Source organism: Sphingomonas profundi (assembly GCF_009739515.1).
Lineage (GTDB): Bacteria > Pseudomonadota > Alphaproteobacteria > Sphingomonadales > Sphingomonadaceae > Alterirhizorhabdus > Alterirhizorhabdus profundi.
On the sequence record NZ_CP046535.1, the window covers coordinates 3281447 to 3307096 of the forward strand.

Consider the following 25650-nt stretch of genomic DNA (forward strand, 5'->3'; position numbering starts at 1 on the left):
CCCGTCAAACGCGGGCCTCGCGATACGATGTCCCATTCCGGGGCAAATGGCGATTGCGTGATATGCAAGCTTCCCCGCCACGCCTTTGACCCGCCAAGCTACGAGGGGTTCATCCCGTCTCCACCACGCGCACGTCGTGCCGCGCGCAGGCGTCGCGCAGGGCCGCGTCCTCCAGCCGGTCGGTGACGAAATAGTCGATCGCGTCCAGCCGGGCGATCCGCACCGGCGCCGAGCGGCCCACCTTGGAACCGTCCGCCACCAGGATCACCTGCCGCGCGTTGCGCAGGATCGTCTGGGAGACCTGCACCTCGTCCACCGCGAAATCCAGCAGGCTGCCGTCGCCGTCGATCGCCGAGGCGCCGATCAGCGCGAAATCCACCTTGAAGCTGGCGATGAACTGCATCGCCAGCGCCCCCACCACCGCGCGATCGGCCAGCCGCACCTGCCCGCCGACCACGACCGTCTGGATCGCGGGCGCACCGTTCAGCATATCGATCACGTTGAGGTTGTTCGAGATCACCATCAGGTCGCGGTGACGCAGCAGGTGGCTGGCCACCGCCTCCGTCGTCGTGCCGATGTTGACGAACAGCGATGCGCCATCCGGGATCAGCGCCGCCGCCGCCGCGCCGATCGCGGCCTTGGCGCCGGTCGCCACCGTGCGCCGCATGTCGTAGGCGATATTGTCCACGCCGGAGGTGACGACGGCTCCGCCATGCACGCGCGACAGCATCGACCGGCGCGCGAGCACGTTCAGATCCTTGCGGATCGTCTGCGGCGTCACCGCCAGGCGGGCGGCCAGATCGTCCACCGTGACGCTGCCGGTGCCGCGGGCGAGTTCCAGGATGCGTCGCTGGCGCGCGGCCACCGCCTCCGCCCCGCTCTCCGCCATGTCAGCCACGGGTCAGGAGACGATCGACAAAGCAGGGCGGCCCGTGGCGGCGGGCCGGCCGGCCAGATAGGCGTCCACCGCCGCCGCCGCGCCGGCGGGCACGTGCAGGCCCAGCTTGCTGCGGCGGAACAGGATGTCCTCCGCCGAGGAGGCCCACTCCCGCTCCACCAGATAGTCGATCTCGCGCGCGTACAGGTCGGCGCCGAAGTGGCGGCCGAGATCGTCCACCGTGCGCGCCGTGCCGAGCAGCGCCTCGCTGGCGGTGCCATAGGCGCGGGCGAGGCGCCGCAGCAGCGTCTCCGGCAGGCCCGGATGGCGGCCGGCGAGCCCTGCGAGCCAGGCGTCGAAATCGGCGTCCGGCATGTCGCCGCCCGGCAGCACCGCGCCCGCCGTCCACGCCGGCCCGGCCTGCGGGAAGAAGGGCGCCAGCTGCCGCAGCGCATGTTCGGCCAGCTTGCGATAGGTGGTGATCTTGCCGCCGAAGATGCTGAGCAGCGGCGCGCGATCCTCGCCGCCGTCGAGATCCAGCACATAGTCGCGCGTCACGGCCGAGGCGTTGGCCGCCTGGTCGTCGTAGAGCGGGCGGATGCCGGAATAGGTCCAGACGATGTCGGCCGGCGTGGTCGGCCGGGTGAAGTAGCGCGTCGCCGTCTCGCACAGATAGGCGATCTCGCCCTCGTCGATCGTCGCGCGGCCGGGCGCGCCTTCCCACGGCAGGTCGGTGGTGCCGACGAGGGTGAAGCGGCCCTGATAGGGGATGGCGAACACCACGCGCCTGTCCGGATTCTGCAGCAGGAAGGCGTGATCGCCCTCGTACAGGCGCGGCACGACGATGTGGCTGCCCTTCACCAGCCGCACGCCCCCGTCGCGCGCCGCCCCCTTGTCACGCGGCGCCCCCTTGTCGCGCGCCGCCTCGCTCGCCCGGCCGATCACGTCCGCCACCCACGGCCCGGCGGCGTTGACGATGCCGCGCGCGCTGATCGTGCGGGTGCCGGCGGCATCGGCGATCGTCGCGATCCATCCCTGCCCCTGCCGGCGCGCCTCCACCAGCCGGGTGTGCGTCATCACCGCCGCGCCGCGATCGGCCGCGTCGCGGGCGTTCAGCACCACCAGCCGGCTGTCCTCCACCCAGCAGTCCGAATAGACGAACGCCTTGGCCTTGCCCGGCTTCAGCCCCGCACCCAGCGGGTCGCGATCGAGCGACACGGTGCGGGTGGCCGGCAGCGCCTTCCGTCCGCCGAGATGATCGTAGATGAACAGGCCGAGCCGCACGAGCCAGGCCGGGCGCGGCGCGTTCGTCTGCGGCAGCACGAAGCGCAGCGGCCAGATGATGTGCGGCGCCATGCGCCACAGCCGCTCCCGCTCGATCAGCGCCTCCCGCACCAGGCGGAACTCGCCATATTCCAGGTAGCGCAGGCCGCCGTGGATCAGCTTGGTGGAGGCCGACGAGGTGTGGCTGGCGAGATCGTCCTGCTCGACGAGGGCGACCGAGAGGCCGCGGCCCGCCGCGTCGCGGGCGATGCCGGCGCCGTTGATGCCGCCGCCGACGATCAGCAGGTCGACATCGTGCCGCACGGGCGGGGGGGACTGGCTCATGATGGCATCCTGCTGCGACGCGCAAGCTTGCGCGCCGATTCGGGTTCGAGTGAAGCTGAAACGGCTATGGATGCCGACGAACGAACTTTCAAACGAAAGCGTTGACGTTCGCTCGAAACGGACCCAGGAAGACGGCAGAGGAGAGACGCGCGCATGGCCGAGCCCACCCACATCCTCGCGATCGATCAGGGGACAACCTCCACGCGGGCGATCGTCTTCGATCACGCGGCGAGGCCCGTCGCCGTGGCGCAGGCCGAGTTCGCCCAGCATTATCCCCGCCCCGGCTGGGTGGAACATGATCCGGAGGATATCTGGCGCGACACGCTGGCGACCGCGCGCGAGGCGATCGCGACAAGCGGCGTCGGCGCGGCCGGCATCGCCGGCATCGGCATCACCAACCAGCGCGAGACGGTGGTGGTGTGGGATCGCGCGACCGGCGCCGCGATCCACCCGGCGATCGTCTGGCAGGATCGGCGGACCGCCTCCGTTTGCGCCCGGCTGAAGGCGGACGGGCACGAGGCCATGGTGCGCGAGAAGACCGGCCTGCTCCTCGATCCCTATTTCTCCGCGACGAAGCTCGCCTGGATCCTGGATGCGGTGCCCGGCGCGCGCGACCGCGCCGAACGCGGCGAGCTGGCCTTCGGCACGATCGACAGCTTCCTGCTGTGGCGCCTCACCGGCGGCGCCGTGCACGCGACGGACGTCACCAACGCCAGCCGCACCCTGCTGTTCGACATCCACGCGCAGCAATGGGACGAGGCGCTGTGCCGCCTGTTCGGCATACCCGCCGCGCTGCTGCCGGCGGTGCACGACAACAGCCACCTGTTCGGCACCACGGCGGACGGGCTGTTCGACGCCGCGATACCCGTTGCCGGCATGGTCGGCGATCAGCAGGCGGCGCTGTTCGGCCAGGCGTGCTTCACCGCCGGCATGGCCAAATCGACCTACGGCACCGGCTGCTTCGTGCTGCTGAACACCGGCGAGGCGCCGGTGGCATCGGCCCACCGCCTGCTCACCACGCCGGCCTACCGGCTGAACGGGCGCATGACCTACGCGCTGGAGGGATCGATCTTCGCCGCCGGCGCCGCCGTGAAGTGGCTGCGCGACGGCATCGGCGTGATCACCCACGCGCGCGAGACGAACGACATGGCGACGCAGGTGCCGGACAGCCACGGCGTCTACATGGTGCCCGCCTTCGTCGGGCTGGGCGCGCCGCACTGGGATCCGGATGCGCGCGGCGCCATCTTCGGCCTCACCTTCGGCGCGACACAGGCGCATCTGGCGCGCGCGGCGCTGGAGGCGGTGGGCTATCAGACGCTCGATCTCGCCGATGCGATGATCGCCGACGGGGCGGAGGCGTTCGCCACGATGCGGGTGGATGGCGGCATGGCCGCGAACGACTGGCTGTGCCAGTTCCTCGCCGACCTGCTCGGCGTGGCAGTGGAGCGGCCGGTGCACCTGGAGACGACGGCGCTGGGCGCCGCCTTCCACGCGGGCCTGGCCGTCGGCCTGTGGCCCGATCTGGACGCGCTGGCGAAGACCTGGGCGCGCGGCGACTGCTTCGAGCCGCAGATGGACGCCGCGCGGCGCGACACGCTGATCGCCGGCTGGCAGGACGCCGTCGCGAAGACGCTGACGGGTGCGGCGGCGGGGGCTGCGGCGGAGACTTCGCCGCACCGTTGACACGCGCGCCCGCGTGGGGATGGGATCGCGGGCCGCACCGCCGGAGGGCCGCATGAACATACCGGGCACGCCGACGCTCGATCAGCTGCGCCTGTTCCTGGCGATCGTCGATTGCGGCAGCTTCGCGGCCGCCGGGCGGCGGCTGAACCGCGCCGTCTCCGTCGTCAGCTACGGCATCGCCAATCTGGAAGCGCAGCTCGGCGTGCCGCTGTTCGATCGCGCCGGCACGCGCCGGCCGACCCTGACGGAGGCCGGGCGCGCGGTGCTGGCGGAGGCGCGCGCCGTGGCGCAGGGCGTCGATGGCCTCCGCGCCACGGTGAAGGGGCTGCTGGACGGGCTGGAGGCGGAGGTGAACCTGGCGGTGGACGTGATGCTGCCGGCGCCCCGGCTGGGGCGGGTGCTGCGCGATTTCGCCGCCGCCTTTCCCACCGTCACCTTGCGCCTGCACGTCGAGGCGCTGGGCGCGGTGACGGCGCTGGTGCTGGACGGCAAGGCGGTTATCGGCATCTCCGGCCCGCTGGCGATCGGCACGGCGGAGATCGAGGCGGTGGCGGCCGGGCTGGTGGCGATGGTGCCGGTGGCGGCGCCCGATCATCCGCTCGCCCGCATGGCGCCGATCGCTCCGGGCGCGACGCGCGACCATGTCCAGCTGGTGCTGACCGATCGCTCGCCGCTGACGACGGGCCGCGACTTCTCGGTGATGAGCCCGCGCACCTGGCGGCTGGCCGATCTCGGCGCCAAGCATGCGCTGCTGCGCGAGGGGATCGGCTGGGGCAACATGCCGCTGGGCCTGATCGAGCCGGATCTAGTCGCCGGCACGCTCGTGCGGCTGGAGCTGCCGGAGCAGACGGGCGGCCTCTACCGCTTCTCCGGCATATGGCGGCGGGACGTGCCGCCGGGGCCGGCGGCGGGCTGGCTGCTGCGCCAGTTCATCGAACGCGGCCGGCAGGATGGCGACACGCCCGGCATGGCAGATGTATGAGGCCGCCGGGTCGTAAAACCGTGCCGCTCTACTCTCCGTCCGGGGCGACTATCGCCGAATAGGCGTACCCTGTCGCCGACATGTCGGCTCCGCGACTTCGCCGCCGCGCATGGCCACGCCGAAAAGTCGGTCGTTTTCTCTTTGGTAAGTTGCTGGTGGCATGAGCGATGCGACCCATACGCCATGCCAGCATCCCCGCCCCCCCGCCGGACCGGTTCCACCAGGCTGAATGCGCGGCTTCTCGCGCTGGCGATCGGCGTCGCCTGCGTCCTCAGCATGCTGATGCTGCTCGATCCGATCGAGACCGGCATCCGCGTGCTGCGCGACAAGATCCGCAGCCACCCGGCCAGCGGTTCGGTGGTCGTCGTCGCGCTGGACGATCGCAGCCTGGCCGAGATCGGCGAGGCGCCGTGGCCGCACGCCGCCGTGGCGACGATGCTCACCCGCCTGACCGCGGCGGGCGCCCGGCGGGTGGAGATCGACCTCGATCTCTCGGCCGGCCGGTCCGCCGGCGACGCCAGCCTGCCGGTGGCGATGCGGGCCGCACAAGGCAGGGTGATCCTGCCGGCGCGATTCGCCGTCGATCACGTCACCGGCCAGCCGTCGTACATGCGTCCGCCGGCATCGCTGGCGCGATTCGCCACCATCGCCAACACCAACATCTGGGTGCAGCGCGGCGGCAACGTCTGGTACATGCCCTATGCCGTTTCGAGCCAAGGGGCGGTGCTGCCCTCGCTCGCCGCGCTGCTCGGCGGCGTGGCCGGCCAGCCCGGCGATCTCTACCCGATCGACTATGCGATCGACCTGCGATCGATCCCGGTGATCAGCGCCGCCGACATCGTCGCGGGTCGCTGGCGACCGGCCGATGTTGCCGGCAAGGACGTGCTGATCGGCCAGACCTCGTCGGCCAGCCAGCGTTACTTCGCCCCCGGCTACGGTCTCGCGCCGGGCATCTTCGTGCATGCGGTGGCGATCGAGACGCTGCGCGGCGGCCGGCCGGTTGCGCTCGGCTGGCCGTGGACGATCGCCTTCGCCGCGCTGGTGGCCGGCCTGTTCCTGTTCGCCCGCCACCGGGCCGCCGCGCGCACCGTGCTGGCGGCGGGGGCGCTTATGCTGCTGATCGTGCCGATCGTGCTGGAACGGTTCCACATCTTCACCGCGATCACGCCCGGCCTCTCGCTGCTGGCCATCGTCGCCGGCGCGCGGCTGTGGACGAACTTCCGCCGATCGTACCAGGCGCGCGGCACGACGAACCCGATCTCCGGCCTGCCCAACCTGCAGGCGCTGCGGCAGGCGGCGATCGTCTCCACCAACACGGTCGTCATGGCGCGCATCCTGAACTTCGCCGAGGCGCTGACCGCGCTGCCGCCCGATTCGGAGCGGGACATGGTGAACCAGATCGTCAAGCGGCTGGGCTTCGGCGCGGGTGGAGCCACCATCTACCATTCGGACGACGGCATCTTCCTGTGGCTGGACGACGGTAGCGACACCGAGGGCCTGTCCGATCAGCTCGGCGCGCTGCACGCCCTGTTCCGCAGCCCGGTGATCGTCGCCGACCGGCTCGTCGATCTCTCGATCAGCTTCGGCCTGGACAATGATCGCTCCCGCACGGTGATGCAGCGCGTCTCCTCCGCGCTGGTCGCGGCGGACCGGGCGGCGAGCGAGGGGCAGCGCTGGATGACCTACGATCCGGCGGCGCTGGAGGATGCCGAGTGGCGCATGTCGCTGCTCGCCCGGCTGGATCAGGCGATCGACAATGGCGAGATCTGGCTCGCCTACCAGCCGAAGATCGCGCTCGATACCGGGCGCATCGTCGGCGTCGAGGCGCTGGCGCGGTGGACCCATCCGGACAAGGGCGACATCCCGCCGATCCAGTTCATCGCCGCGGCCGAGCGCAGCGGCCGTATCGACAGGCTGACGGCGCACGTGCTGGATACGGCCGTGGCCACGGCGGCGATGATAAACCGCACCTACCGGGGCTTCAGCGTCGCCGTGAACCTCTCGCCGCGCCTGCTCGACCGGCCGGATCTGGCCGCGATGGTGGAAGAGGTGCTCGCCCGCCACCGGCTGCCCGGCCATCTGCTGTGTCTGGAAGTCACCGAGACGATGGCGATGGTCGATCAGGAGAAGGCGCTGCTCAACCTGAAGTCGCTGAGCGCGCTGGGCGTGCAGCTTTCGATCGACGATTACGGCACCGGCTTCTCGACGCTCGAATATCTGCGCATGATCCCGGCCGGTGAAATCAAGATCGATCGCAGTTTCATCAGCATGCTGGAGAAATCGCAGAGCGACCGGATCATGGTCCATTCCACGATCCAGCTCGCCCACTCGCTCGGCCGCAAGGTGGTGGCGGAGGGTGTCGAGACGGCGGCCACGCTGAACGAATTGAAGCTGATGCAGTGCGATTACGTGCAGGGCTACTTCACCGGCCGGCCCAACCCGCTGCCGGTACTGGTAGATCTGCTGCGGAACCGCCGGATGGAGCAGGCGGCATGAAAATCTTCACCTTGCGTTAACCATCTATTGTTAACCTTAGTCAACTGCGTTAATGACGCTCCTGTCGGCTGGTCGCGGCCGACCGAACAGGAGGGTCGCAATGAACACCATCAGGCAGGTTCGTCGTCACACACCCGTCATCAACGGTCAGGCTATCCGGTTCAACTTCTGGGATTGGCTGTTCGGCGGTGCCGACTGGGGCTGATCGCCCCTCTTGATCTTCGCGCGAAAAGCCCCGCCTCGCCGGGGCTTTTCTTTGCCCGCCATGTGCCGCCCGCATCGCTTGCGCGGCTATCGGCCAGCTGATAGCGCACGCCCGCTTTGCCAGCCCATTCCCGCATCACGCGCCTGGCGCCGGGCTCATGGCGTTCCGCCCTGGCCGGCGCGATCCTGCTGCTGTGCGGCCTCGCCTTGCTGCTGGCGGCGATCGGCACCCTCCGCCCGACCGGTCGAGCCGAGCGCCGGCCGCCGCCGGTTAGCGCGAATGCCCCCGCCCCGGCCGGGCCGCTGCCCGCCGTCGAGCCGCTGATCGTGCGCGAGATGACGCCGGATGCCGCGCGACGGATCAACGCCGCCGTGCCGTTCGTCGCCGGCCCGGTGCCGCCCGCGCCCCCGTTCCGCTTCACGGGCGACCCGGCCGAGCGCGAGCGCGCGCTCGCCTGCCTCGCCAGCGCCCTGTGGTACGAGGCCGGCAACGATCCGGTCGGCCAGCAGGCGGTGGCGCAGGTGGTGCTGAACCGGCTGCGCCACCCGGCCTATCCCAAATCGATCTGCGGCGTGGTGTTCCAGGGGGCGGAGCGGCGCACCGGCTGCCAGTTCACCTTCACCTGCGATGGCGCGCTCGCCCGCCGGCCGGCGCCACCGGCGTGGCAGGCGGCGCGCGGCGTGGCGGCCAAGGCGCTGGACGGCTTCGTCTACAAGCCGGTGGGCACGGCGACGCACTACCATACCGACTGGGTGGTGCCGTACTGGAGCGCGACGCTGGACAAGATCGCGCAGGTCCACACCCACCTGTTCTTCCGCTGGCGCGGCGGGTGGGGCCGGCCCGCCGCCCTCGTCCGCGCCTATCAGGGTCCGGAACCGCTCGATCCGCGCATCGCCTGGGCGGCCGATCCGGCACTGGCGCCGCCCGGCGCGCCGGCGGCACCCGGCGCGCTCGCCGCCTTCGCCGCGCTGCCGCCGGAGCGCGAGACCCTGTTCATCCCCGGTTTGCCGACGGCGGCGCTGAAGGGCGCGATCGTGCGGCTGATGGACGCCGAGCGGGCTGAATACGGCCTCCAGCTCGATCCCGCCGCCTTTCCCGGCAGCTATGCGATCGTGGCGCTGGCGATCTGCCGGGACAAGCCGGCCTGCACGGTAACGGGCTGGACGCGGCCCGATCGCATCCCGCACGCGCTGCCGGTGCCGATGCCGGCGATGCGCGCCGCCGCCTTCCTCTACCGGAAGACGGCGAGCGGGCGCGAGGACGCCTATTGGAACTGCCGCCAGTTCACCCGCGATAACCGGGAGCAGTGCCTGCCCGGCACGGAGCCGGAGACCACCGCGCCGACATCCACCCCGGCCACCCCGCCAGTCGGCTGAGTCGGCGCGCGCCTATCCGTGGTTCCGGATGGCGGCGAGGAAGGCGTCGCCATAGGCGTCCAGCTTGCGCGCGCCGACGCCGCTGATCTGGCCGAGCGCGTGCAGCGAGCCCGGGCGGAACGCCGCCATCTCGCGCAGCGTGGCATCGTGGAACACGACGTAGGGCGGCACGCCCTGCTCCTTCGCGATCTCCCGGCGGGTCGCGCGCAGCGCCTCGAACAGCGGGTCGGCCGGCCCGTCGTCGGTGCCGCCGCGTCGCTTGGCGGTGCTGCGCGCCGGCGGCTTGACGATCGCCACCGGCACCTCGCCCTTCAGGATGGCGCGCGCCGCCGGCCCGAAGGAGAGGCCGCCAAACTCGTCCGCGCGCAGCGCATCGCGCGCCAGCAGCGCCCGCGCGACCGGCTTGACCAGGCGCAGCTCCGTCTCGTCGGCGATGCCGAACACGGAGAGCTTGTCGTGGCCGAACTGGCGCACCCTCTCGGTATCCCGGCCCGCCAGCACGTCGGCCAGATGGGTGATGCCGAAGCGCATCTCGGTGCGGAAGGCGGCGGAGAGCAGCTTGCGCGCCGCCTCCGTGGCATCCAGCGAGGCGGGCGGGCTCAGGCAATTGTCGCAATTGCCGCACCGCTCCGGCGGATCCTCGCCGAAGTGGCGCAGCAGGATCGCGCGGCGGCACGTCGCCGCCTCCACCAGCGCGCCCAGCGCGTTCAGCCGCTGCCGCTCACCCTCCTGCCGGTCCGCGCCCACCTCCTCGGAGATCCGGCGGCGGGCGCGGCTGAAATCGTCCGCCCCCCAGAACAGGTGGGCCACAGCCGGGTCGCCGTCGCGGCCGGCGCGGCCGGTCTCCTGATAATAGGCCTCGATCGATTTGGGCAGGCCGGCATGGGCGACGAAGCGCACGTCCGGCTTGTCGATGCCCATGCCGAAGGCGATCGTGGCGCACATCACCATATCCTCCGACGCGACGAAATCGCGCTGGTTGCGCGCCCGCACGGCGGCATCGAGCCCGGCATGATAGGCGCGCGCCGGCCGCCCCGCCTCGGCCAAGGTGGCGGCCAGCCGCTCGGTGGCGTCGCGGCTGGGCGCGTAGACGATGCCGGGGCCGGGATGCTCGCGCACCAGCGCCTTCAACTGCTGCGGCAGGCCGTCTCGTGGGGAGATGGCGTAGCGGATGTTCGGCCGGTCGAACCCGGCGAGCACCAGCCCCTCCTCCGGTATGCCCAGCTGCGCCAATATGTCCGCCCGCGTGTGGCGATCGGCGGTGGCGGTGAGGGCCAGGCGCGGGATCTCCGGATGCGCCTCCACCAGCCCGCGCAGCAGGCGATAGTCGGGGCGGAAATCATGCCCCCACTCGGAAACGCAATGCGCCTCGTCGATGGCGATCAGGGCGAGCGGCACGCGATCGATCAGCCGGCGGAAACCGTCGGTCGAGGCGCGCTCCGGCGCTGCGTAGAGCAGGTCCAGCTCGCCCGCGCGGAAGCGGGCGAGCGTCTCGTCGCGATTGTCGTCGGCGGAGGTGAGGGCGGCGGCGCGGATGCCCACCGCCTCGGCGGATCGCACCTGATCGTGCATCAGCGCGATCAGCGGCGAGATGACGAGGCCGGTGCCGGGGCGGCACAGCGCCGGGATCTGGTAGGTCAGCGACTTGCCGGCGCCCGTCGGCATCACGGCCAAGGTGTGCGCGCCGACCATCACGCGATCGATCACGTCGCGCTGGCGGCCGCGGAAGTCGGTATAGCCGAATGTGGTGTGAAGAGCTTCGTGGGGCGTGGGCATCGCGCTGCGTTAACCGCTGGCGCGGCTCAGGACCACCCGCCCGCCCGCATCATCGCGGGCGGGTGCCCCTAGAGCGAGAGGTCGACCGGCGCCACGCCGTAATAGTTCGCGACCCGATCGGCATAGGCCTGGTTGAACTCCGGCGCGTTGCTCGCCCAGCTTGGCCCACCCTCCAGCAGGCGCTTGTCGATCGTCACGACATAGCCGTCGGCGACATGATCGTAGGCCAGGCTCTCGAACGGCAGCGGATAGAAGCTCTTGCCCATCCCCAGGAAGCCACCGAGGCTGAGCACGGCGTAGGTCGCCTGCCCCGTCCGCTTGTTGATCATGAAGCTGTGGACGCTGCCCAGCGACGCACCGTCGCGCGTCACCACCTTGGTTCCGTCCACCTTGTTGGAGGCGAGCAGCAGGTTGGTGGGCTCGATGGCGGAGTCTGGCTTATCGGACATGCGGCTTCTCCTGTTCGGGGAAGCAAACCGTCCGTCGCGCCGGTCGTTCCCCCGTCACGCGTCCGCCATCTCCTCGGCGACGCCCGCCTCGCGCTCGGCCTGCTGGCGGGTCCACATCTCGGCGTAGAGGCCGCGCGCCTCCAGCAGCGCCGCGTGGGTGCCGCGCTCCGCCACGCGGCCCGCCTCCAGCACGACGATCTCGTCGGCATGGACCACGGTGGAGAGGCGGTGAGCGATGACGATCGTGGTCCGCCGCTCCGATATGCGCTCCAGCGTGTCCTGGATCGCCGCCTCGGTGCGGCTGTCCAGCGCGGACGTCGCCTCGTCGAGGATCAGGATCGGCGGATTCTTGAGCAGGGTGCGGGCGATCGCCACGCGCTGCTTCTCCCCGCCGGACAGCTTCAGCCCGCGCTCGCCGACGCGCGTCTCATAGCCCTGCGGCAGCGAGAGGATGAAGTCGTGGATCGCGGCCCCCCGCGCCGCCGCCTCGATCTCCGCCTGGCTCGCGCCTTCCCGGCCATAGCCGATATTGTAGCCGATCGTGTCGTTGAACAGCACGGTATCCTGCGGCACGATGCCGATCCGCGCGCGCAGGGAGGCCTGCGTCACGCCGCGAATGTCCTGCCCGTCGATCGTGATGCGCCCGCCCGATACCTCGTAGAAGCGGTAGAGCAGCCGCGCGAGGGTGGACTTGCCCGCGCCGGACGGGCCGACCACCGCCAGCGTCCGCCCGGCCGGGATCGCCAGATCCACGTCGCGCAGGATCGATCGCTCGGGATCGTAGGCGAAGTCCACGCCCTCGAACCGCACCGCGCCGCCGCTCACCGCCAGGGGCGCGGCGTCGGCCGCGTCGGACACCTCGGTCGGCGTGTCGATCAGGCCGAACATCGCCTCCATGTCGATCAGCCCCTGGCGGATCTCGCGATAGACCATGCCCAGCATGTCGAGCGGCCGGAAGAGCTGGGCCAGCAGCGTGTTCACCAGCACCACGTCGCCCGTGGTGAAGATCCCGCGGCTCCACCCCCACACGGTATAGCCCATCGCGCCCGCCATCATCAGGTTGGTGATGAGCGACTGGCCGATGTTGAGCGCGCCGAGCGACGCCTGATTCTTCACCGCCGCATCGGTGTAGCTGCGCACCGCCGCGTCGTAGCGGCGCGCCTCGCGCTCCTCCGCGCTGAAATATTTGACCGTCTCGTAGTTCAGGAGCGAATCGACCGCGCGCGCGACGGCGTGGGTATCGTGCTCCACCATCTCGCGGCGCATCCGCGTCCGCCAGTCCGTCACCACGCGGGTGAAGGCGACATAGGCGCAGACCATCACCAGCGTGGCCGCCACCAGCCCCCAGCCGAACTTCACGAGGAAGATCACGCAGACGGCGGTCAGCTCGATGATCGTCGGCGCGATGTTGAACAGCAGGAAGTAGAGCATCGTGTCGATGCTCTTGGTGCCGCGCTCCACCACCTTGGTCACGGCGCCGGTCCGCCGGTTGAGGTGGAAGCGCAGCGAGAGCGCGTGCAGGTGGCGGAACACGTCCTCGCTCAGCCGGCGGGCGGCATCCTGCCCCACCCGCTCGAAGATGGTGTTGCGCAGATTGTCGAACAGCACGCCGCCGAAGCGCGCGCCGGCATAGGCCGCCACCAGCGCCACGGCCAGCATCACCGCCGGTTCGGCCCCCGGCGTCATGCGATCGATCGCGGCCTTGTAGGCGAACGGCATCACCAGCACCGTGGCCTTCGCCACCAGCACCAGCAGCAGCGATACCGCCACCCGCGCCTTCAGCGCCGGCGCATCGGCCGGCCACAGATAGGGGACGAAGCGGCGGAGGATGGCGAAGCCCTGCTCGGGCATGGCGGTGGCGGTCGGGCGATCGGGCGGCATATCCCCCTGTAGATAGGAGGATTGCGCGGAAACGCCATGCTGTGCGCTGCGTCACCCGGAACCGGATCGCCGTTCGCTAGGTTGATCCTGCAAGAGCGGGAGGGCGACGATGGGTCCGTTATTCTATGTCATGGCGATCCTCGGCTGCGGCGACGCCGGCGGCGCCTGTCAGCCGGTGCGCGTGATGGACACCCATTATGCCAGCGCGGACGCCTGTACCGCCGCCGTCGGCCAGGCGCTGATGGACGCGACCGACCTCTCCTTTCCGGAAGTGACGGCCGAGTGCCGGCCCGCCCCGACGCTCCGCACCGTGGCGCAGGAGAAGCCGCCGCGCGGCTGAGCGCGCCGCCTTCCTCCACGTAGAGCATCAGACAGAGTTCTTTCTTGCCATACCGATCCATCGTCCGCCGTCTCGTTCGCATCCTGGCCCCGATCCTCCTGACCGTCGCAATCCTTGTCGGCGGCTGGCAACTCTACCTCAGCACGCCCGAACCCGTGCTCGACGTGAGCGCCGGCGCGCGCGGGCCGACGATCGGGGCGGTCTATTTCGGCGGGCCGGACCAGCCGGTCGGCCGGCTGCGGCAGGTGCTGCTCGATCGCATTCGCGCCACCCCGCCGGGCGAGGCGATCACGTGGGCGACCTATTATTTCCTCGATCCGGAACTGGCCCGCGCGCTGATCGCCGCCAGCGATCGCGGCGTGAAGGTGATTCTGGTGGTGGAAGGCGATCCCCGCCTGGAGACCGCCAACAATCAGGTGCTGGCGATGCTGCGGCGGCACAGCCTGCACGGCGGCCTCGTAGTCCGCCGGCCGCCCGGCTTCCCGTTCGAGGAGGTCAGCGGCAAGCTGCACATCAAGATCTACGCCTTCTCCTATCCAAGGCCCTCGGCGCTCGTCGGATCGTTCAACCCGTCCGGCGGCGGCGGGGGCGATGCCGCCACGATCCGCGAGATCGGCGATCAGGATCGCGGCCACAATCTGCTGGTGGAGATCGCCAGCCGGCCGCTGATCGACCGGCTCGTCGCCCACGTCCATCTGCTGGCGGAGAATGGCGGGTCGGTCGACCGCTTCTCGATCGAGAACAACCGCATCGTGCGCGATCGTGACACGGCGCTCTACTTCTACCCCCGGCTGCGCGCCGACATCGTCGAGCAGGCGATCGACCGGCTGGGCCCGGGCGATCATCTGTGGGCCGCCGTCTCCCACCTGAAGAACGAGACGGTGGGCAATCTGATCGACGCGGCAGAACGCGGCGCGACGCTGGACCTGATCGTCCACGATACGGAGCGGCGCGTGCCGCAGCGGGCGATCGACCGGCTGACACGGGCCGGCGTCCTCGTCCGCCGCTTCCGCACGGCGGACGGGCTGCCGATGCACGCGAAATTCTTCGTGCTGGAGCAGGCCGGCCGCCGCACCGCCTATTTCGGCAGCCTGAACTTCAATCGCAACTCGCGCCTGCTGAACGACGAGCTGCTCGTCGCCTCCACCGACGCCGGGCTCAGCGCCCGCCTGCTGCGCCGCTTCGTCGTGATGGACCGAGAGGTGGATCGCCAGCCCGTCGCCGGCAGCCGCACCGGGCGATAGCCGGCTTGGCCGGCGCGGCCCGCACCCGGCCGGAAGCCCGATCCACGGCGGCGAGCGGCCGCGTCAGGCCAGCGTGCGGCCGTACCACAGCACCCGGCCGAGGATGTCGATGCGGGCGGGGTCGACATCCTGCCAGCTCGGAAAGGCGGGATTGTCGCTGCCGATCGTGATGCGCCGGCCCTGCGGCTGGCGCGCCAGCCGCTTGATCATCAGGCTGTCGTCCAGGCGGAGCACGTAGATGCCGTCGCGCAGCCGCTCGGCCCCGTCGCGGCGGTCGACCAGCACCTCGTCGCCGTCGGCCAGCGCCGGCGCCATCGATTCGCCGCTGACCCGGATGATCGAGAGACCGTCCGTGGCGCCCTTCGTCAGCCGGCGCAGCCAGGCGGGATCGAAGGCGACCGCGCCCAGCCGCTCCTCGCCGACCACGTTCGCGCCGTGGCCGGCGGAGGCGTGCACCGCCAGCACCGGCACGGGCACCAGATCGGCGCCGGCGATCCGATCGGAGCCGCCGAGCAGCGTCTCGCTCACGCCGAAATAGCGCGCCAGCGTCGCGCGATCCTGCTCGTGCAGGCGCCGGGGAGTGCCGCGCTTGATGAACTGCTGGATATAGGCGGCGTTGCGCCCCAGCATCCGCGACAGGGCCGCATAATCCTCGCGCCGTTCCTCAATCAGGCGCTGCAGCGCGGCCCGTGGCGTTTCCGGCGTGGCGAGCATCGGCGGCAGACTTTCCCCTGGTCTCCGCCTATTTTCGAACAAACAGGGAACATTGTAAAGAGCGGCGAGAGCATCGGCCGCGCACGCGACGCCGCCCGGGCCGCGATGCTCGCATCGCGCGGCCCGGGCGGCGTCTCGCGGGGATCAGGCCCGGCGGGTGCCCGTCATCGGGAAGCTGCCGAAAGCGCCGGCCGTCACGGTGCCGTCCAGGCTGTCGCCGGCGATCGTCGCCTTGCAGTCCAGCCGCATCGGGAACGGCATCTTCACCTCCATGGCCCAGCCGATCGTGTCGCCGTCCACGGTGCCGTCCGTCACCGGCAGGGTGCCCAGGGCGCCCGAAATCTCGCCGGTGAAGGTGGTGCCGGCGCTGTTCACGGTCAGCGCCGTCTTCTGCTCGCCCATCGGCGAGGCGGTCACGCAATCCCAGGTGCCGTCGACGTCGGCCATGTGTCGGTCCTCTGCTTTACGCGAGCGTCAATCGCTCGGCTTGACCACTTCGACCGGAAGGCCGACGCCGTCAAGCTGCGGCCGCACCTTGGCGGCATCGCCCACCACCACCCAGATCAGCCGCTTGGGATCGATCGCCGCCCGCGCCGCCGTATCCAGCGCCGCCGGCGTCAGCGCGCGATAGCGATCCGCCAGGCGCGTATAATAATCGTCCGGCCGGCCGTAGAGCGCGTTGCGCATAATCGCGCCGAGCAGATCGCCCGACGTCTCGAAGCTGCCGGGCAGCGACCGCACCGAATTGTTGACCATCCGGTCCCGCTCGTCGGGATCGATGCCCTTGGTGGAGAGGAAGGCGCTCATGTCGGCCAGCATCGCCTTGATCGAATCGCCGGTGCGATCGGTCTGCACCGGCGCGTAGACGATCAGCGGCGCATTCTCCTTCACCATCCGCACCTGCGTGCCGACGCCGTAGGCCCAGCCCTTGTCCTCGCGCAGATCCATGTTGAGGCGCGAGGTGAAGCTGCCGCCTAGCACCTCGTTGGCGGTGATCAGCGCGATCGGATCGTCGGTGCCCTTCACCGGCAGCACCTCGCCCGCCAGGATCAGCGACTGCGGGCTCTGCGGCCGGTCGATCAGCACGATCCGGCTGGGCCGCGCCATCCGGTCCTGGCGGAACAGCTTGGTGCCCTTGGGCACCGCCGGCGCCTTCCACGTGCCGAAGCGCGCCTCCAGCAGCGGCGTCAGTTCCGCCAGCGTGATGTCGCCCGCGACGAAGATCTTCGCATTGTCCGGCCGCAGCCACGCCTGCTGGAAGGCGACGAGGTCGGCGCGCGTCGCCGCCTTCATGCCCGCTTCCGTTCCCGATCCGGTGAACGGGATGCCGTAGGGGTGGGCCGGGCCGTAGAGCAGCGGCGGCAGTTCGCGCAGCGCGATGCTGTTCGGCTGCGTCTTCTCGGCGGCGATGCGGGCGAGCAGCTGGCCGCGCAGGCGCTCCACCTCCTCCGGCTTGAACGACGGGTTCTGGATCACGTCGGCGAGCAGATCGAGCGAGGGGGCGAGGTTGGGCTTCAGCGCGAACAGGCTGACGGAGGTGCTGTCCATGCCCGCGGCCGAGGAGATGGTGGCGCCCAGCCGCTCCTGCTCCTCGGCGATGCGGATCGAATCGCGGGTGGTGGTGCCCTCGTCCAACAGCGCCACGGTCAGCGCCTCGGTGCCGAGCTTCGCCTTCGGATCGGCGGCGTTGCCCGCGTCGAACGCCACGGAGACGCGCACCGTGGGCACCGTGGTGCGCCGCGCCAGCACCACCTCGATCCCGTTCGAAAGTGTCGCGCGCTCGATCGCGGGGAACACCAGGTCGCCGATCGGCTGCACCGGCGGCGCCGTGCGGGACGGGCCGGGCGCCTGTTTCGGCGCCGGTGGCGGCGCCGGTTTCGCGACAGGGGCGGCCATCGACGCGGCGGGTGCGGCGGCGCCGCCCTGCTTCGGATCGCGATAGTAAAACGGCCCACGCGCCATGCCGCCGCCGGCGGCGGCCATGTCGGCGGCGCTGCGCTCGCCGGGCTCCACCGTCAGCCGGTAGACCGGCCGGCCGAGCCACTTGCGCGCCGCCGCCAGCACCGTCTGCGGCGTGGCGGCGGCATATTCGGCCAGATCCTTGGCATATTTGTCCGGATCGTTCGAATAGACCGCGCCTTCGGCCAGAGTGACGGCCTTGCCGCCGAACCCGCCGACCGACTCCAGGCCGGAGATGCGCCCGGCCACCTCGCGCGTCGCCGCCCGCTTCACCTCGTCGGCAGTGGGGCCGTCCTTCAGGAAGGCGGCGATCTGCGCGTCCAGCTTCGTCGCCACCCCCGCCGCGTCGACGCCCGGCTTCACGTTCGCGGTGATCTCGATCAGCGAGATCTTCTCGAACTCCTGCAGCCCGGCGGAGGTGCTGACGGCCACCTTGTCCTTGCGCACTAGGCTGTTGTCGAGCCGGGAGGAGGAGAGGCCGCCGATGATCGTCAGCGCGATGTCCAGCGGCACTGCGTCCGGATCGTTGAGGCCGGGCGCCACCCAGTTGCGGTAGATCCGCGTCGTCGCCACGCGGTCCTTCATCACCTGATCGACGGGCTTCGGCAGCGTCGGCACCGTCACCTCCGGCCGCGCCGTCTCGGGTCCGCGCGGGATGGCGCCGAACCACTGCTTCACCTTGGCCTCGGCCGTCTTCCGGTCGATGTCGCCGGCCAGCACCAGCACGGCGTTGTTCGGCCCGTAATGGGCGCGGAACCAGTTCTTCACATCCTCCAGGCTGGCCGCGTCCAGATCCGCCATCGAACCGATGGTCGAGTGGTGGTACGGATGCCCTTCCGGGAACAGCGTGTTCAGCTGGGCATATTCGACGAGGCCATAGGGTTCGTTGTCGCCCTGCCGCTTCTCGTTCTGCACCACCGCGCGCTGGTTATCGAGCTTGGTCTTGTCGATCGCGCCCAGCAGATGGCCCATGCGATCCGATTCGAGGAACAGCGCCAGATCGAGCGCGCCGGTCGGCACCGTCTCGAAATAGTTGGTGCGGTCGAACCAGGTCGTGCCGTTATAGTCGGTCGCGCCGACCGTCTCCAGCGGCTTGAAGAAGTCGTCGTTGGCGTTCTCGGACCCGTTGAACATCAGATGCTCGAACAGGTGGGCGAAGCCGGTCTTGCCCTTCGGCTCGTCCTTGGAGCCGATATGATACCATACCGACACGGCGACGACGGGCGCCTTGCGATCCTCGCTCACGATCACGCGCAGGCCGTTCGGCAGGGTAAACTGGCTGTACGGAATCTTCACCGCCTGCACCAGCGAGGCGACGGGCGCCGGCTCCGCCATCTTCGCGGGCGCGGCCAGCGCGGAGGTGGCGAGGAGGGTGGCGGCAAGCGATACGATGAAGGGACGGACCATGCGGGACTTTCCGGAGACAGCGGCGGCAGTGCCTGATGCGGCATAGTAGCCTTAACGCGCGATCGGGCAATATCGCCGGCGGGCCGATCATGGAGGATATATGAGCCGCAAACGGGACGTGAGCACGCTGGCAAAGCATTATCTGGGCCGCGCGCCGGACTCGCTGGATCGGGAGGAGACGCGCGTCCTGCACAGCTTCGCCGAGAACCAGCCCATCAGCCGCGACGTGGGCGAGCAGGCCGAGACCGTCTCGACCTTCTGGGACCGGCTCGCCGATCGGGTGGCGGCGATCGGCGGTTCCTGGGCGTTCATCTTCACCTTCATGGCGGTGCTGATCGGGTGGATGCTGCTGAACACCGACGTGCTGGCCCACTGGCACATGCAGTTCGATCCCTATCCCTATATCTTCCTCAACCTCATGCTCTCGATGATCGCCGCGCTGCAGGCGCCCGTCATCATGATGAGCCAGAACCGCCAGGCCGCGCAGGACCGGCTGGCCGCGAGCCACGACTATGAGGTGAACCTCCGCGCCGAGCTGGAGATCATGCGCCTGCACGAGAAGATCGACGCGATCCGGATCGAGCATCTGGAGGCGCTGACGCAGCAGCAGCATGCGATGATGGAGCTTCTCGCGAAGCGGAGCTGACCCCTTGTGTTGCAAATAGGCAACACCATATCGCGGCGGTGTTGAAGGGGAGTGCCATGAACCTCGATAAATTCACCGATCGCGCCAAGGGCTTCCTCCAGTCCGCCCAGACCGTCGCGATCCGCATGAGCCACCAGCGCATCGCGCCGGAACATCTGCTGAAGGCGCTGCTGGAGGACGAGCAGGGCATGGCGAGCGGGCTGATCCGCGCCGCCGGCGGCGCGCCCGAGACGGCGCTGCGCGAGACGGACGCGGCGCTGGCGAAGATCCCGGCCGTGTCCGGCAGCGGCGCGCAGGCGTCGCCCGGCATCGACAACGATCTGGTCCGCATCCTCGATTCGGCCGAGCAGATCGCCCAGAAGGCCGGCGACAGCTTCGTCACGGTCGAGCGGCTGCTGCTGGCCCTCACCCTCGCCACCACGTCCGCCGCCGGCCGGGCGCTGGCCGCCGCCGGCGTGCGCGCCGAGGGGCTGAACGCCGCGATCAACCAGCTGCGCCAGGGCCGCACCGCCGACACCGCCGGCGCCGAGGATCGCTACGACGCGCTGAAGAAGTTCGCCCGCGACCTCACCGAGGCGGGCCGCGCCGGCAAGCTCGATCCGGTGATCGGCCGCGACGAGGAGATCCGCCGCACAATCCAGGTGCTCGCCCGCCGCACCAAGAACAACCCCGTGCTGATCGGCGAGCCCGGGGTCGGCAAGACGGCGATCGCCGAGGGCCTCGCCCTGCGCATCGTCAACGGCGACGTGCCGGACGGGATCAAGGATCGCCGGGTGATGGCGCTCGACATGGGCAGCCTGATCGCCGGCGCCAAATATCGCGGCGAGTTCGAGGAGCGGCTGAAGGGCGTGCTCGACGAGGTGAAGCAGGCCGCCGGCGAGATCATCCTGTTCATCGACGAGATGCACACGCTGATCGGCGCCGGCAAGTCGGAAGGCGCGATGGACGCCTCGAACCTGCTCAAGCCCGCCCTCGCGCGCGGCGAGCTGCACTGCGTCGGCGCGACCACCCTGGACGAGTATCGCAAGTATATCGAGAAGGATCCCGCGCTCCAGCGGCGCTTCCAGCCGGTGTTCGTGGCGGAGCCCACCGTCGAGGATACGGTGAGCATCCTGCGCGGGCTGAAAGAGAAGTACGAGCTGCACCACGGCGTGCGCATCACCGATGGCGCGCTGGTGGCGGCCGCCACGCTCAGCAACCGCTACATCACCGATCGCTTCCTGCCGGACAAGGCGATCGACCTGATGGACGAGGCCGCCAGCCGCCTGCGCATGGAGGTGGAGAGCAAGCCCGAGGAGATCGAGACGCTCGACCGCCGCATCATCCAGCTGAAGATCGAGCGCGAGGCGCTGAAGAAGGAAAGCGACGCCGCTTCGAAGGATCGGCTGGCCAACCTGGAAGCCGATCTCGCCGGGCTGGAGGAGGAGTCGGCCGGGCTCACCACCCGCTGGACGGCCGAGAAGGAGAAGATTAACGCCGAGGCGAAGCTGAAGGAGCAGCTGGACGCCGCGCGGCTGGAGGTGGAGCAGGCGCAGCGCGGCGGCGATCTCGCCCGCGCGTCGGAGCTCAGCTACGGCGTGATCCCGGGCCTGGAGCGCCAGCTCGCCGAGGCGCAGACCGCCGCCGCCGGCGCGATGCTGCGCGAGGAGGTGACGGCGCAGGACATCGCCGGCGTCGTCAGCCGCTGGACCGGCATCCCGGTCGATCGCATGCTGGAGGGCGAGCGCGACAAGCTGCTGGCGATGGAAACCACCATCGGCAAGCGCGTGATCGGCCAGCGGGCGGCGGTGGCGGCCGTCGCGCGCGCGGTCCGCCGCGCGCGCGCCGGGTTGCAGGATCCGAACCGCCCGCTCGGCAGCTTCCTGTTCCTCGGGCCGACCGGCGTCGGCAAGACGGAGCTGACCAAGGCGCTCGCCGGCTTCCTGTTCGACGACGACGCCGCGATGGTGCGCATCGACATGAGCGAGTTCATGGAGAAGCATTCGGTCGCGCGGCTGATCGGCGCCCCGCCCGGTTATGTCGGCTACGAGGAGGGCGGCGTGCTGACCGAGGCCGTGCGCCGCCGCCCCTATCAGGTGATCCTGTTCGACGAGGTGGAGAAAGCGCATGGCGACGTGTTCAACGTGCTGCTCCAGGTGCTCGACGACGGGCGCCTGACCGACGGGCAGGGCCGCACGGTGGATTTCTCGAACACGCTCATCATCCTGACCAGCAATCTCGGCAGCCAGTATCTGGCGAACGTGGCCGATGGCGAGGACGTGTCCTCGGTGGAGCCGCAGGTGATGGACGTCGTGCGCGCCCATTTCCGCCCGGAATTCCTGAACCGGCTGGACGAGATCATCCTGTTCCACCGGCTGGGGCAGGAGACGATGGGGCCGATCGTGGACATCCAGGTCGGCCGCGTCGGCCGGCTGCTGCGCGATCGCAAGATCACGCTGTCGCTGACGGATGCGGCGCGGGCGTGGCTGGGCCGGGTGGGCTACGATCCGGTGTACGGCGCGCGGCCGTTGAAGCGGGCGGTGCAGAAATATCTGCAGGATCCGCTGGCCGACGCCATCCTGCGCGGCGACATCCACGACGGCGCGCTGGTGACGGTGGACGAGGGCGACGGCGCCCTGGCGCTGGGGATCACCGCCGGCGGCGGCTAGGCCGCGCGCTAGCCGCCGAGCTTGCCGAACTTCGCCTCGAAGCCGGCCCTGTCGCCGCTGGCGAGGTGTCGGGCCTGCTCGACCCACTGGTCCTTCAGGATGCGGCCGCGGAACGCGCCCATGCCGGCGTCCACGGCCGAGACCTGCGCGTCGTCCAGCGCGGCGAGCTGATCGAAGCGGGTGATGCCGAGCGCGCCGAGCTGCGTCTGCGCCTTGGGGCCGAGCCCCTTGATCTGGGTCAGCGGATCGGCCGGGCCGGTCGCCTCGGGCAGAGCGGGGTGGGAATCGACGCCGAGGAACTGGTCGACCACGTCCTCCACCGCCGCCGCGGCACCGTCGCTGACGCCGTGGCCCTCGACCGGGGTGGCGGTTGCCGCCGGCGTCTCGATCCGGTCCGTCGCCCGCCGGCGCCACAGGAACAGGAAGGCCGCCGCCACCACGAGGGTGATGAACACGATCAGCAGGATTTCGGTCTGGCTCACATCTGCCTCTTCTTTGGCCGCTCGGGCGTCTCTAGATCGGGGGGCGCACGACGCAAGAGCGAAGGTCGCTCAAGGTCGCTCGGGGATTGTCGCGGTGTCGTTGCGGTCAGCCCTCGCGGGCGATCTCGCGCCAGCCGATGTCGCGGCGGCAGAAGCCGGTGGGAAAGTCGATGCGGTCCACCGCGCGATAGGCCGCCGCCTGCGCCGCCGCCACGGTGGCGCCGGTGGCGGTGACGTTCAGCACGCGACCGCCGCTGGCGACGAGGGCGCCGTGCCGCATCGCCGTGCCCGCCTGGAAGATGCGCGCGCCGGTCGCCTCCGCCGCGGCGATGCCGCCGATCGCGCCGCCTTTCTCGGGCGTGCCGGGATAGCCGCGCGCGGCCATCACCACCGTCAGCGCCGTATGCGCCGCGAAGGCGGGCGACGGCAGCGACGCCAGCCGCCGTTCGGCCACGGCGAGCAGCAGGTCGAGCAGGTCGCCTTCCAGCCGCATCATCAGCACCTGCGCCTCGGGATCGCCGAAGCGGGCGTTATACTCGATCAGCTCGGGGCCGTCGGCGGTCAGCATCAGCCCGGCGTAGAGGATGCCGGCATAGGGCGTGCCGGCCGCCGCCATCGCGCGCACGGTGGGCACGACGATCTCCGCCATCGCGCGGGCCTGCAACGCGGCCGTCAGCACGGGTGCGGGGCTGTAGGCGCCCATGCCGCCGGTGTTCGGGCCGGTATCGCCATCCCCCACCCGCTTGTGATCCTGCGCGGAGCCGAACGGCACCACCGTCTCGCCGTCGGTCAGCGCGAACAGGCTCGCCTCCTCGCCCTGCAGGAAGGCCTCGATCACCACCTCTGCGCCGGCGCCGCCATGGGCGCCGGCGAACATGCCGGCGATCGCCGCCTCGGCCTGCGCGGGCGTTTCCGCGATCACCACGCCCTTGCCGGCGGCCAGGCCGTCCGCCTTGATGACGACGGGCAGGCCGAAGCCGGGCAGCGCCGCCCGCGCCGCGCCCGCATCGGCGAAGCGGCCATAGGCGGCGGTGGGGATGCCCTCGCGCGCGCACAGATCCTTGGTGAAGCCCTTGGATCCTTCCAGCCGGGCAGCGGCCGCCGTCGGGCCGAACACGAGGATGCCTTCGGCGATCAGCAGGTCGGTCAGCCCGTCCACCAGCGGCTGTTCCGGCCCGACGACGACGAGGCCGACATCATGGTCGCGCGCGAAGGCGACGACCGCATCGAGGTGGCCGTGATCCAGCGCCACGCACTCCGCATGCGCCGCGATGCCCGGATTGCCGGGCGCCGCGTAGAGCTTCGTCAGCCTGCGCGATTGCGCCAGCTTCCACGCCAGCGCATGTTCGCGACCGCCCGACCCCAGCAGCAGGACATTCATGCGTTCAGGCCCCTCCAGTGATGCGCGGCTGTTAGCCGAGCCCGTTCCCGGCGACAACGCGCCGGCGCTCTCCGTCTCCGAACTCTCGGGCGCACTGAAGCGCAGCGTGGAGGACGCCTTCGGCCACGTGCGCGTGCGCGGCGAGATATCGGGGTTCAAGCGTCACTCGTCCGGCCACTGCTACCTGACCCTGAAGGACGACCGCGCCTGCATCGATGGGGTCGTCTGGAAGGGCAGCGCCGGCGCGCTCGGCTTCCGCCCGGAGGACGGGATCGAGGTGATCGCGACCGGCCGGCTGACCACCTATCCCGGCCGCTCCAAATATCAGATCGTGATCGATCGCATGGAGATCGCCGGCGCCGGCGCGCTGATGGCGCTGCTCGATCAGCGGCGCCGGGCGCTGGCGGCCGAAGGGCTGTTCGATGCCGCCGCCAAGCGGCCGCTGCCCTATCTGCCGGCGGTGATCGGCGTCGTCACCTCGCCCACCGGGGCGGTGATCCGCGACATCCTCCACCGCCTGGCCGATCGCTGCCCGGCGCACGTGATCCTGTGGCCGGTGGCGGTGCAGGGGGATGGGGCGGCGGCGCAGGTGGCGGCGGCGGTGCGCGGCTTCGCGGCGATGGCGCCGGATGGCCTTATCCCGCGGCCGGACCTGCTGATCGTGGCGCGCGGCGGCGGCTCGATCGAGGATCTGTGGGCGTTCAACGAGGAGGCGGTGGTGCGCGCCGTCGCCGAGTGCACGATCCCGACGATCTCGGCGGTGGGCCACGAGACCGACACCACCCTGTGCGATTTCGCCGCCGACGTGCGCGCGCCGACGCCGACCGCCGCCGCCGAGATGGCGGTGCCGGTGCGGGCCGACCTGATCTCCACCCTGCGCGATCTCGGCGCGCGGACGCATCGCTGCGCCAGTCGCTACCGCGATCGCGCGGCCGAGCGGCTGGAGGCGACCGCGCGGCGGCTGCCGGCGCCCGACCGGCTGCTCGGCCCGCAGCGCCAGCGGCTCGACGAACTCGGCGAGCGGCTGCCGCGCGCCCTCTCGCGCCGGCTGGCGCTAGCGCGGGGAGAGCTGGCGCAGGCGGCCGGCGCGCTGCGCCCGCGGCTGCTGCTGGCGCGGCTGGAACGCGGCGCGGCGGCGCTGGCGGCGGCCCGCTTCCGCCCCGCGTTGGCCGAGCGATCGCTGGGCGAGCGGCGCGCGGCGCTGGCCGCCGTGCGGCTGCGCCCGGCGCTGGCGGAGCGGCCCGTCGCCGAGGCGCGGGCGGCGCTGGACCGGCTGTGGCGGCTCGCCGGGAACCTGCATCCGGACAGGCCGCTGCAACGCGGCTATGCGCGGGTGGAGCGGCGGCAGGGCGGCGTGGTCGCCACCGCCGGCGCGGCGCGGGCGGCGGGCGCGCTGACCCTGCATTTCGCCGACGGGGCGATCGACGCCCGTGTTGAGCGCGCGCCCGCATCGCCATATGGGAAGGACAAGCCGCAGCAGCCGACGCTGCTCTGAG

General features: G+C 70.8%; 19 protein-coding genes. 9 read left to right on the forward strand and 10 right to left on the reverse strand.

The genetic code is table 11. The features are described from left to right. Positions 1-109: 109 nt before the first annotated feature. Complete coding sequence (locus tag GNT64_RS15785; protein ID WP_156681694.1) at positions 110-889, reverse strand: DeoR/GlpR family DNA-binding transcription regulator; 780 nt, start codon at positions 887-889, stop codon at positions 110-112. A 12-nt stretch (positions 890-901) separates the two neighbouring features. Then, complete coding sequence (locus GNT64_RS15790) at positions 902-2485, reverse strand: glycerol-3-phosphate dehydrogenase (RefSeq protein ID WP_156680390.1); 1584 nt, start codon at positions 2483-2485, stop codon at positions 902-904. Between the two features lie 153 nt (positions 2486-2638). Here GNT64_RS15790 and glpK point away from each other — a divergent pair, with 153 nt between their 5' ends. The 4 genes from glpK (at position 2639) to GNT64_RS15810 (ending at position 9227) form a co-directional block, all read left to right on the forward strand. Then, on the forward strand, positions 2639-4168 hold the full coding sequence (gene glpK, locus GNT64_RS15795) for a glycerol kinase GlpK (RefSeq protein WP_156680391.1): 1530 nt from the start codon (positions 2639-2641) through the stop codon (positions 4166-4168). Between the two features lie 52 nt (positions 4169-4220). Further along, the gene (locus tag GNT64_RS15800; protein WP_156680392.1) at positions 4221-5150 is read left to right on the forward strand and encodes a LysR family transcriptional regulator; all 930 of its coding nucleotides are present in this window, start codon (positions 4221-4223) and stop codon (positions 5148-5150) included. Positions 5151-5333: 183 nt separating this feature from the next. Further along, positions 5334-7646, forward strand: a complete 2313-nt coding sequence (locus tag GNT64_RS15805; protein WP_156680393.1) for an EAL domain-containing protein — start codon at positions 5334-5336, stop codon at positions 7644-7646. Positions 7647-7967: 321 nt separating this feature from the next. After that, positions 7968-9227, forward strand: coding sequence for a cell wall hydrolase (locus tag GNT64_RS15810; RefSeq protein WP_156680394.1), 1260 nt, complete (start codon positions 7968-7970; stop codon positions 9225-9227). A 12-nt stretch (positions 9228-9239) separates the two neighbouring features. On the opposite strand, the gene recQ is transcribed toward GNT64_RS15810, so the two are convergent. The 3 genes from recQ to GNT64_RS15825 form a co-directional block, all read right to left on the reverse strand. Next, entirely contained in the window at positions 9240-11003 is a 1764-nt protein-coding gene (gene recQ / locus GNT64_RS15815) for a DNA helicase RecQ (protein ID WP_156680395.1), read from the reverse strand. A gap of 68 nt (positions 11004-11071) precedes the next feature. After that, positions 11072-11452, reverse strand: coding sequence for a PRC-barrel domain-containing protein (locus tag GNT64_RS15820; protein WP_156680396.1), 381 nt, complete (start codon positions 11450-11452; stop codon positions 11072-11074). Positions 11453-11506: 54 nt separating this feature from the next. Beyond that, complete coding sequence (locus tag GNT64_RS15825) at positions 11507-13333, reverse strand: ABCB family ABC transporter ATP-binding protein/permease (protein ID WP_156680397.1); 1827 nt, start codon at positions 13331-13333, stop codon at positions 11507-11509. Positions 13334-13442: 109 nt separating this feature from the next. Between GNT64_RS15825 and GNT64_RS15830 the strand changes: the two genes are divergently transcribed. After that, on the forward strand, positions 13443-13673 hold the full coding sequence (locus GNT64_RS15830; RefSeq protein ID WP_156680398.1) for a hypothetical protein: 231 nt from the start codon (positions 13443-13445) through the stop codon (positions 13671-13673). A gap of 44 nt (positions 13674-13717) precedes the next feature. Next, positions 13718-14917 carry a phospholipase D-like domain-containing protein gene (locus tag GNT64_RS15835; protein WP_156680399.1) on the forward strand — a complete coding sequence of 400 codons (1200 nt, stop codon included), beginning with the start codon at positions 13718-13720 and terminating at the stop codon, positions 14915-14917. Positions 14918-14980: 63 nt separating this feature from the next. Here the strand turns inward: GNT64_RS15835 and GNT64_RS15840 are convergent, their stop codons facing one another. The 3 genes from GNT64_RS15840 to GNT64_RS15850 form a co-directional block, all read right to left on the reverse strand. After that, complete coding sequence (locus GNT64_RS15840; protein WP_156680400.1) at positions 14981-15631, reverse strand: S24 family peptidase; 651 nt, start codon at positions 15629-15631, stop codon at positions 14981-14983. Positions 15632-15775: 144 nt separating this feature from the next. Beyond that, positions 15776-16078 (reverse strand): hypothetical protein, encoded by a 303-nt coding sequence (locus tag GNT64_RS15845; protein ID WP_156680401.1) that lies wholly within the window; start codon positions 16076-16078, stop codon positions 15776-15778. 27 nt (positions 16079-16105) lie between these two features. After that, positions 16106-18997, reverse strand: a complete 2892-nt coding sequence (locus tag GNT64_RS15850; RefSeq protein WP_156680402.1) for a M16 family metallopeptidase — start codon at positions 18995-18997, stop codon at positions 16106-16108. A gap of 100 nt (positions 18998-19097) precedes the next feature. On the opposite strand from GNT64_RS15850, the gene GNT64_RS15855 reads away from it, so the two are divergent. After that, on the forward strand, positions 19098-19643 hold the full coding sequence (locus tag GNT64_RS15855) for a DUF1003 domain-containing protein (RefSeq protein WP_156680403.1): 546 nt from the start codon (positions 19098-19100) through the stop codon (positions 19641-19643). Between the two features lie 56 nt (positions 19644-19699). Then, positions 19700-22291, forward strand: coding sequence for an ATP-dependent chaperone ClpB (clpB, locus tag GNT64_RS15860; RefSeq protein ID WP_156680404.1), 2592 nt, complete (start codon positions 19700-19702; stop codon positions 22289-22291). Between the two features lie 8 nt (positions 22292-22299). On the opposite strand, the gene GNT64_RS15865 is transcribed toward clpB, so the two are convergent. Beyond that, positions 22300-22773 (reverse strand): hypothetical protein, encoded by a 474-nt coding sequence (locus tag GNT64_RS15865; protein WP_156680405.1) that lies wholly within the window; start codon positions 22771-22773, stop codon positions 22300-22302. Between the two features lie 106 nt (positions 22774-22879). Continuing rightward, positions 22880-24154, reverse strand: a complete 1275-nt coding sequence (gene purD, locus GNT64_RS15870) for a phosphoribosylamine--glycine ligase (RefSeq protein WP_156680406.1) — start codon at positions 24152-24154, stop codon at positions 22880-22882. Here purD and xseA point away from each other — a divergent pair. Then, complete coding sequence (xseA, locus tag GNT64_RS15875; protein WP_156680407.1) at positions 24153-25649, forward strand: exodeoxyribonuclease VII large subunit; 1497 nt, start codon at positions 24153-24155, stop codon at positions 25647-25649. The two genes, purD and xseA, sit on opposite strands and share 2 nt — an antisense overlap. Position 25650 lies beyond the last annotated feature (1 nt).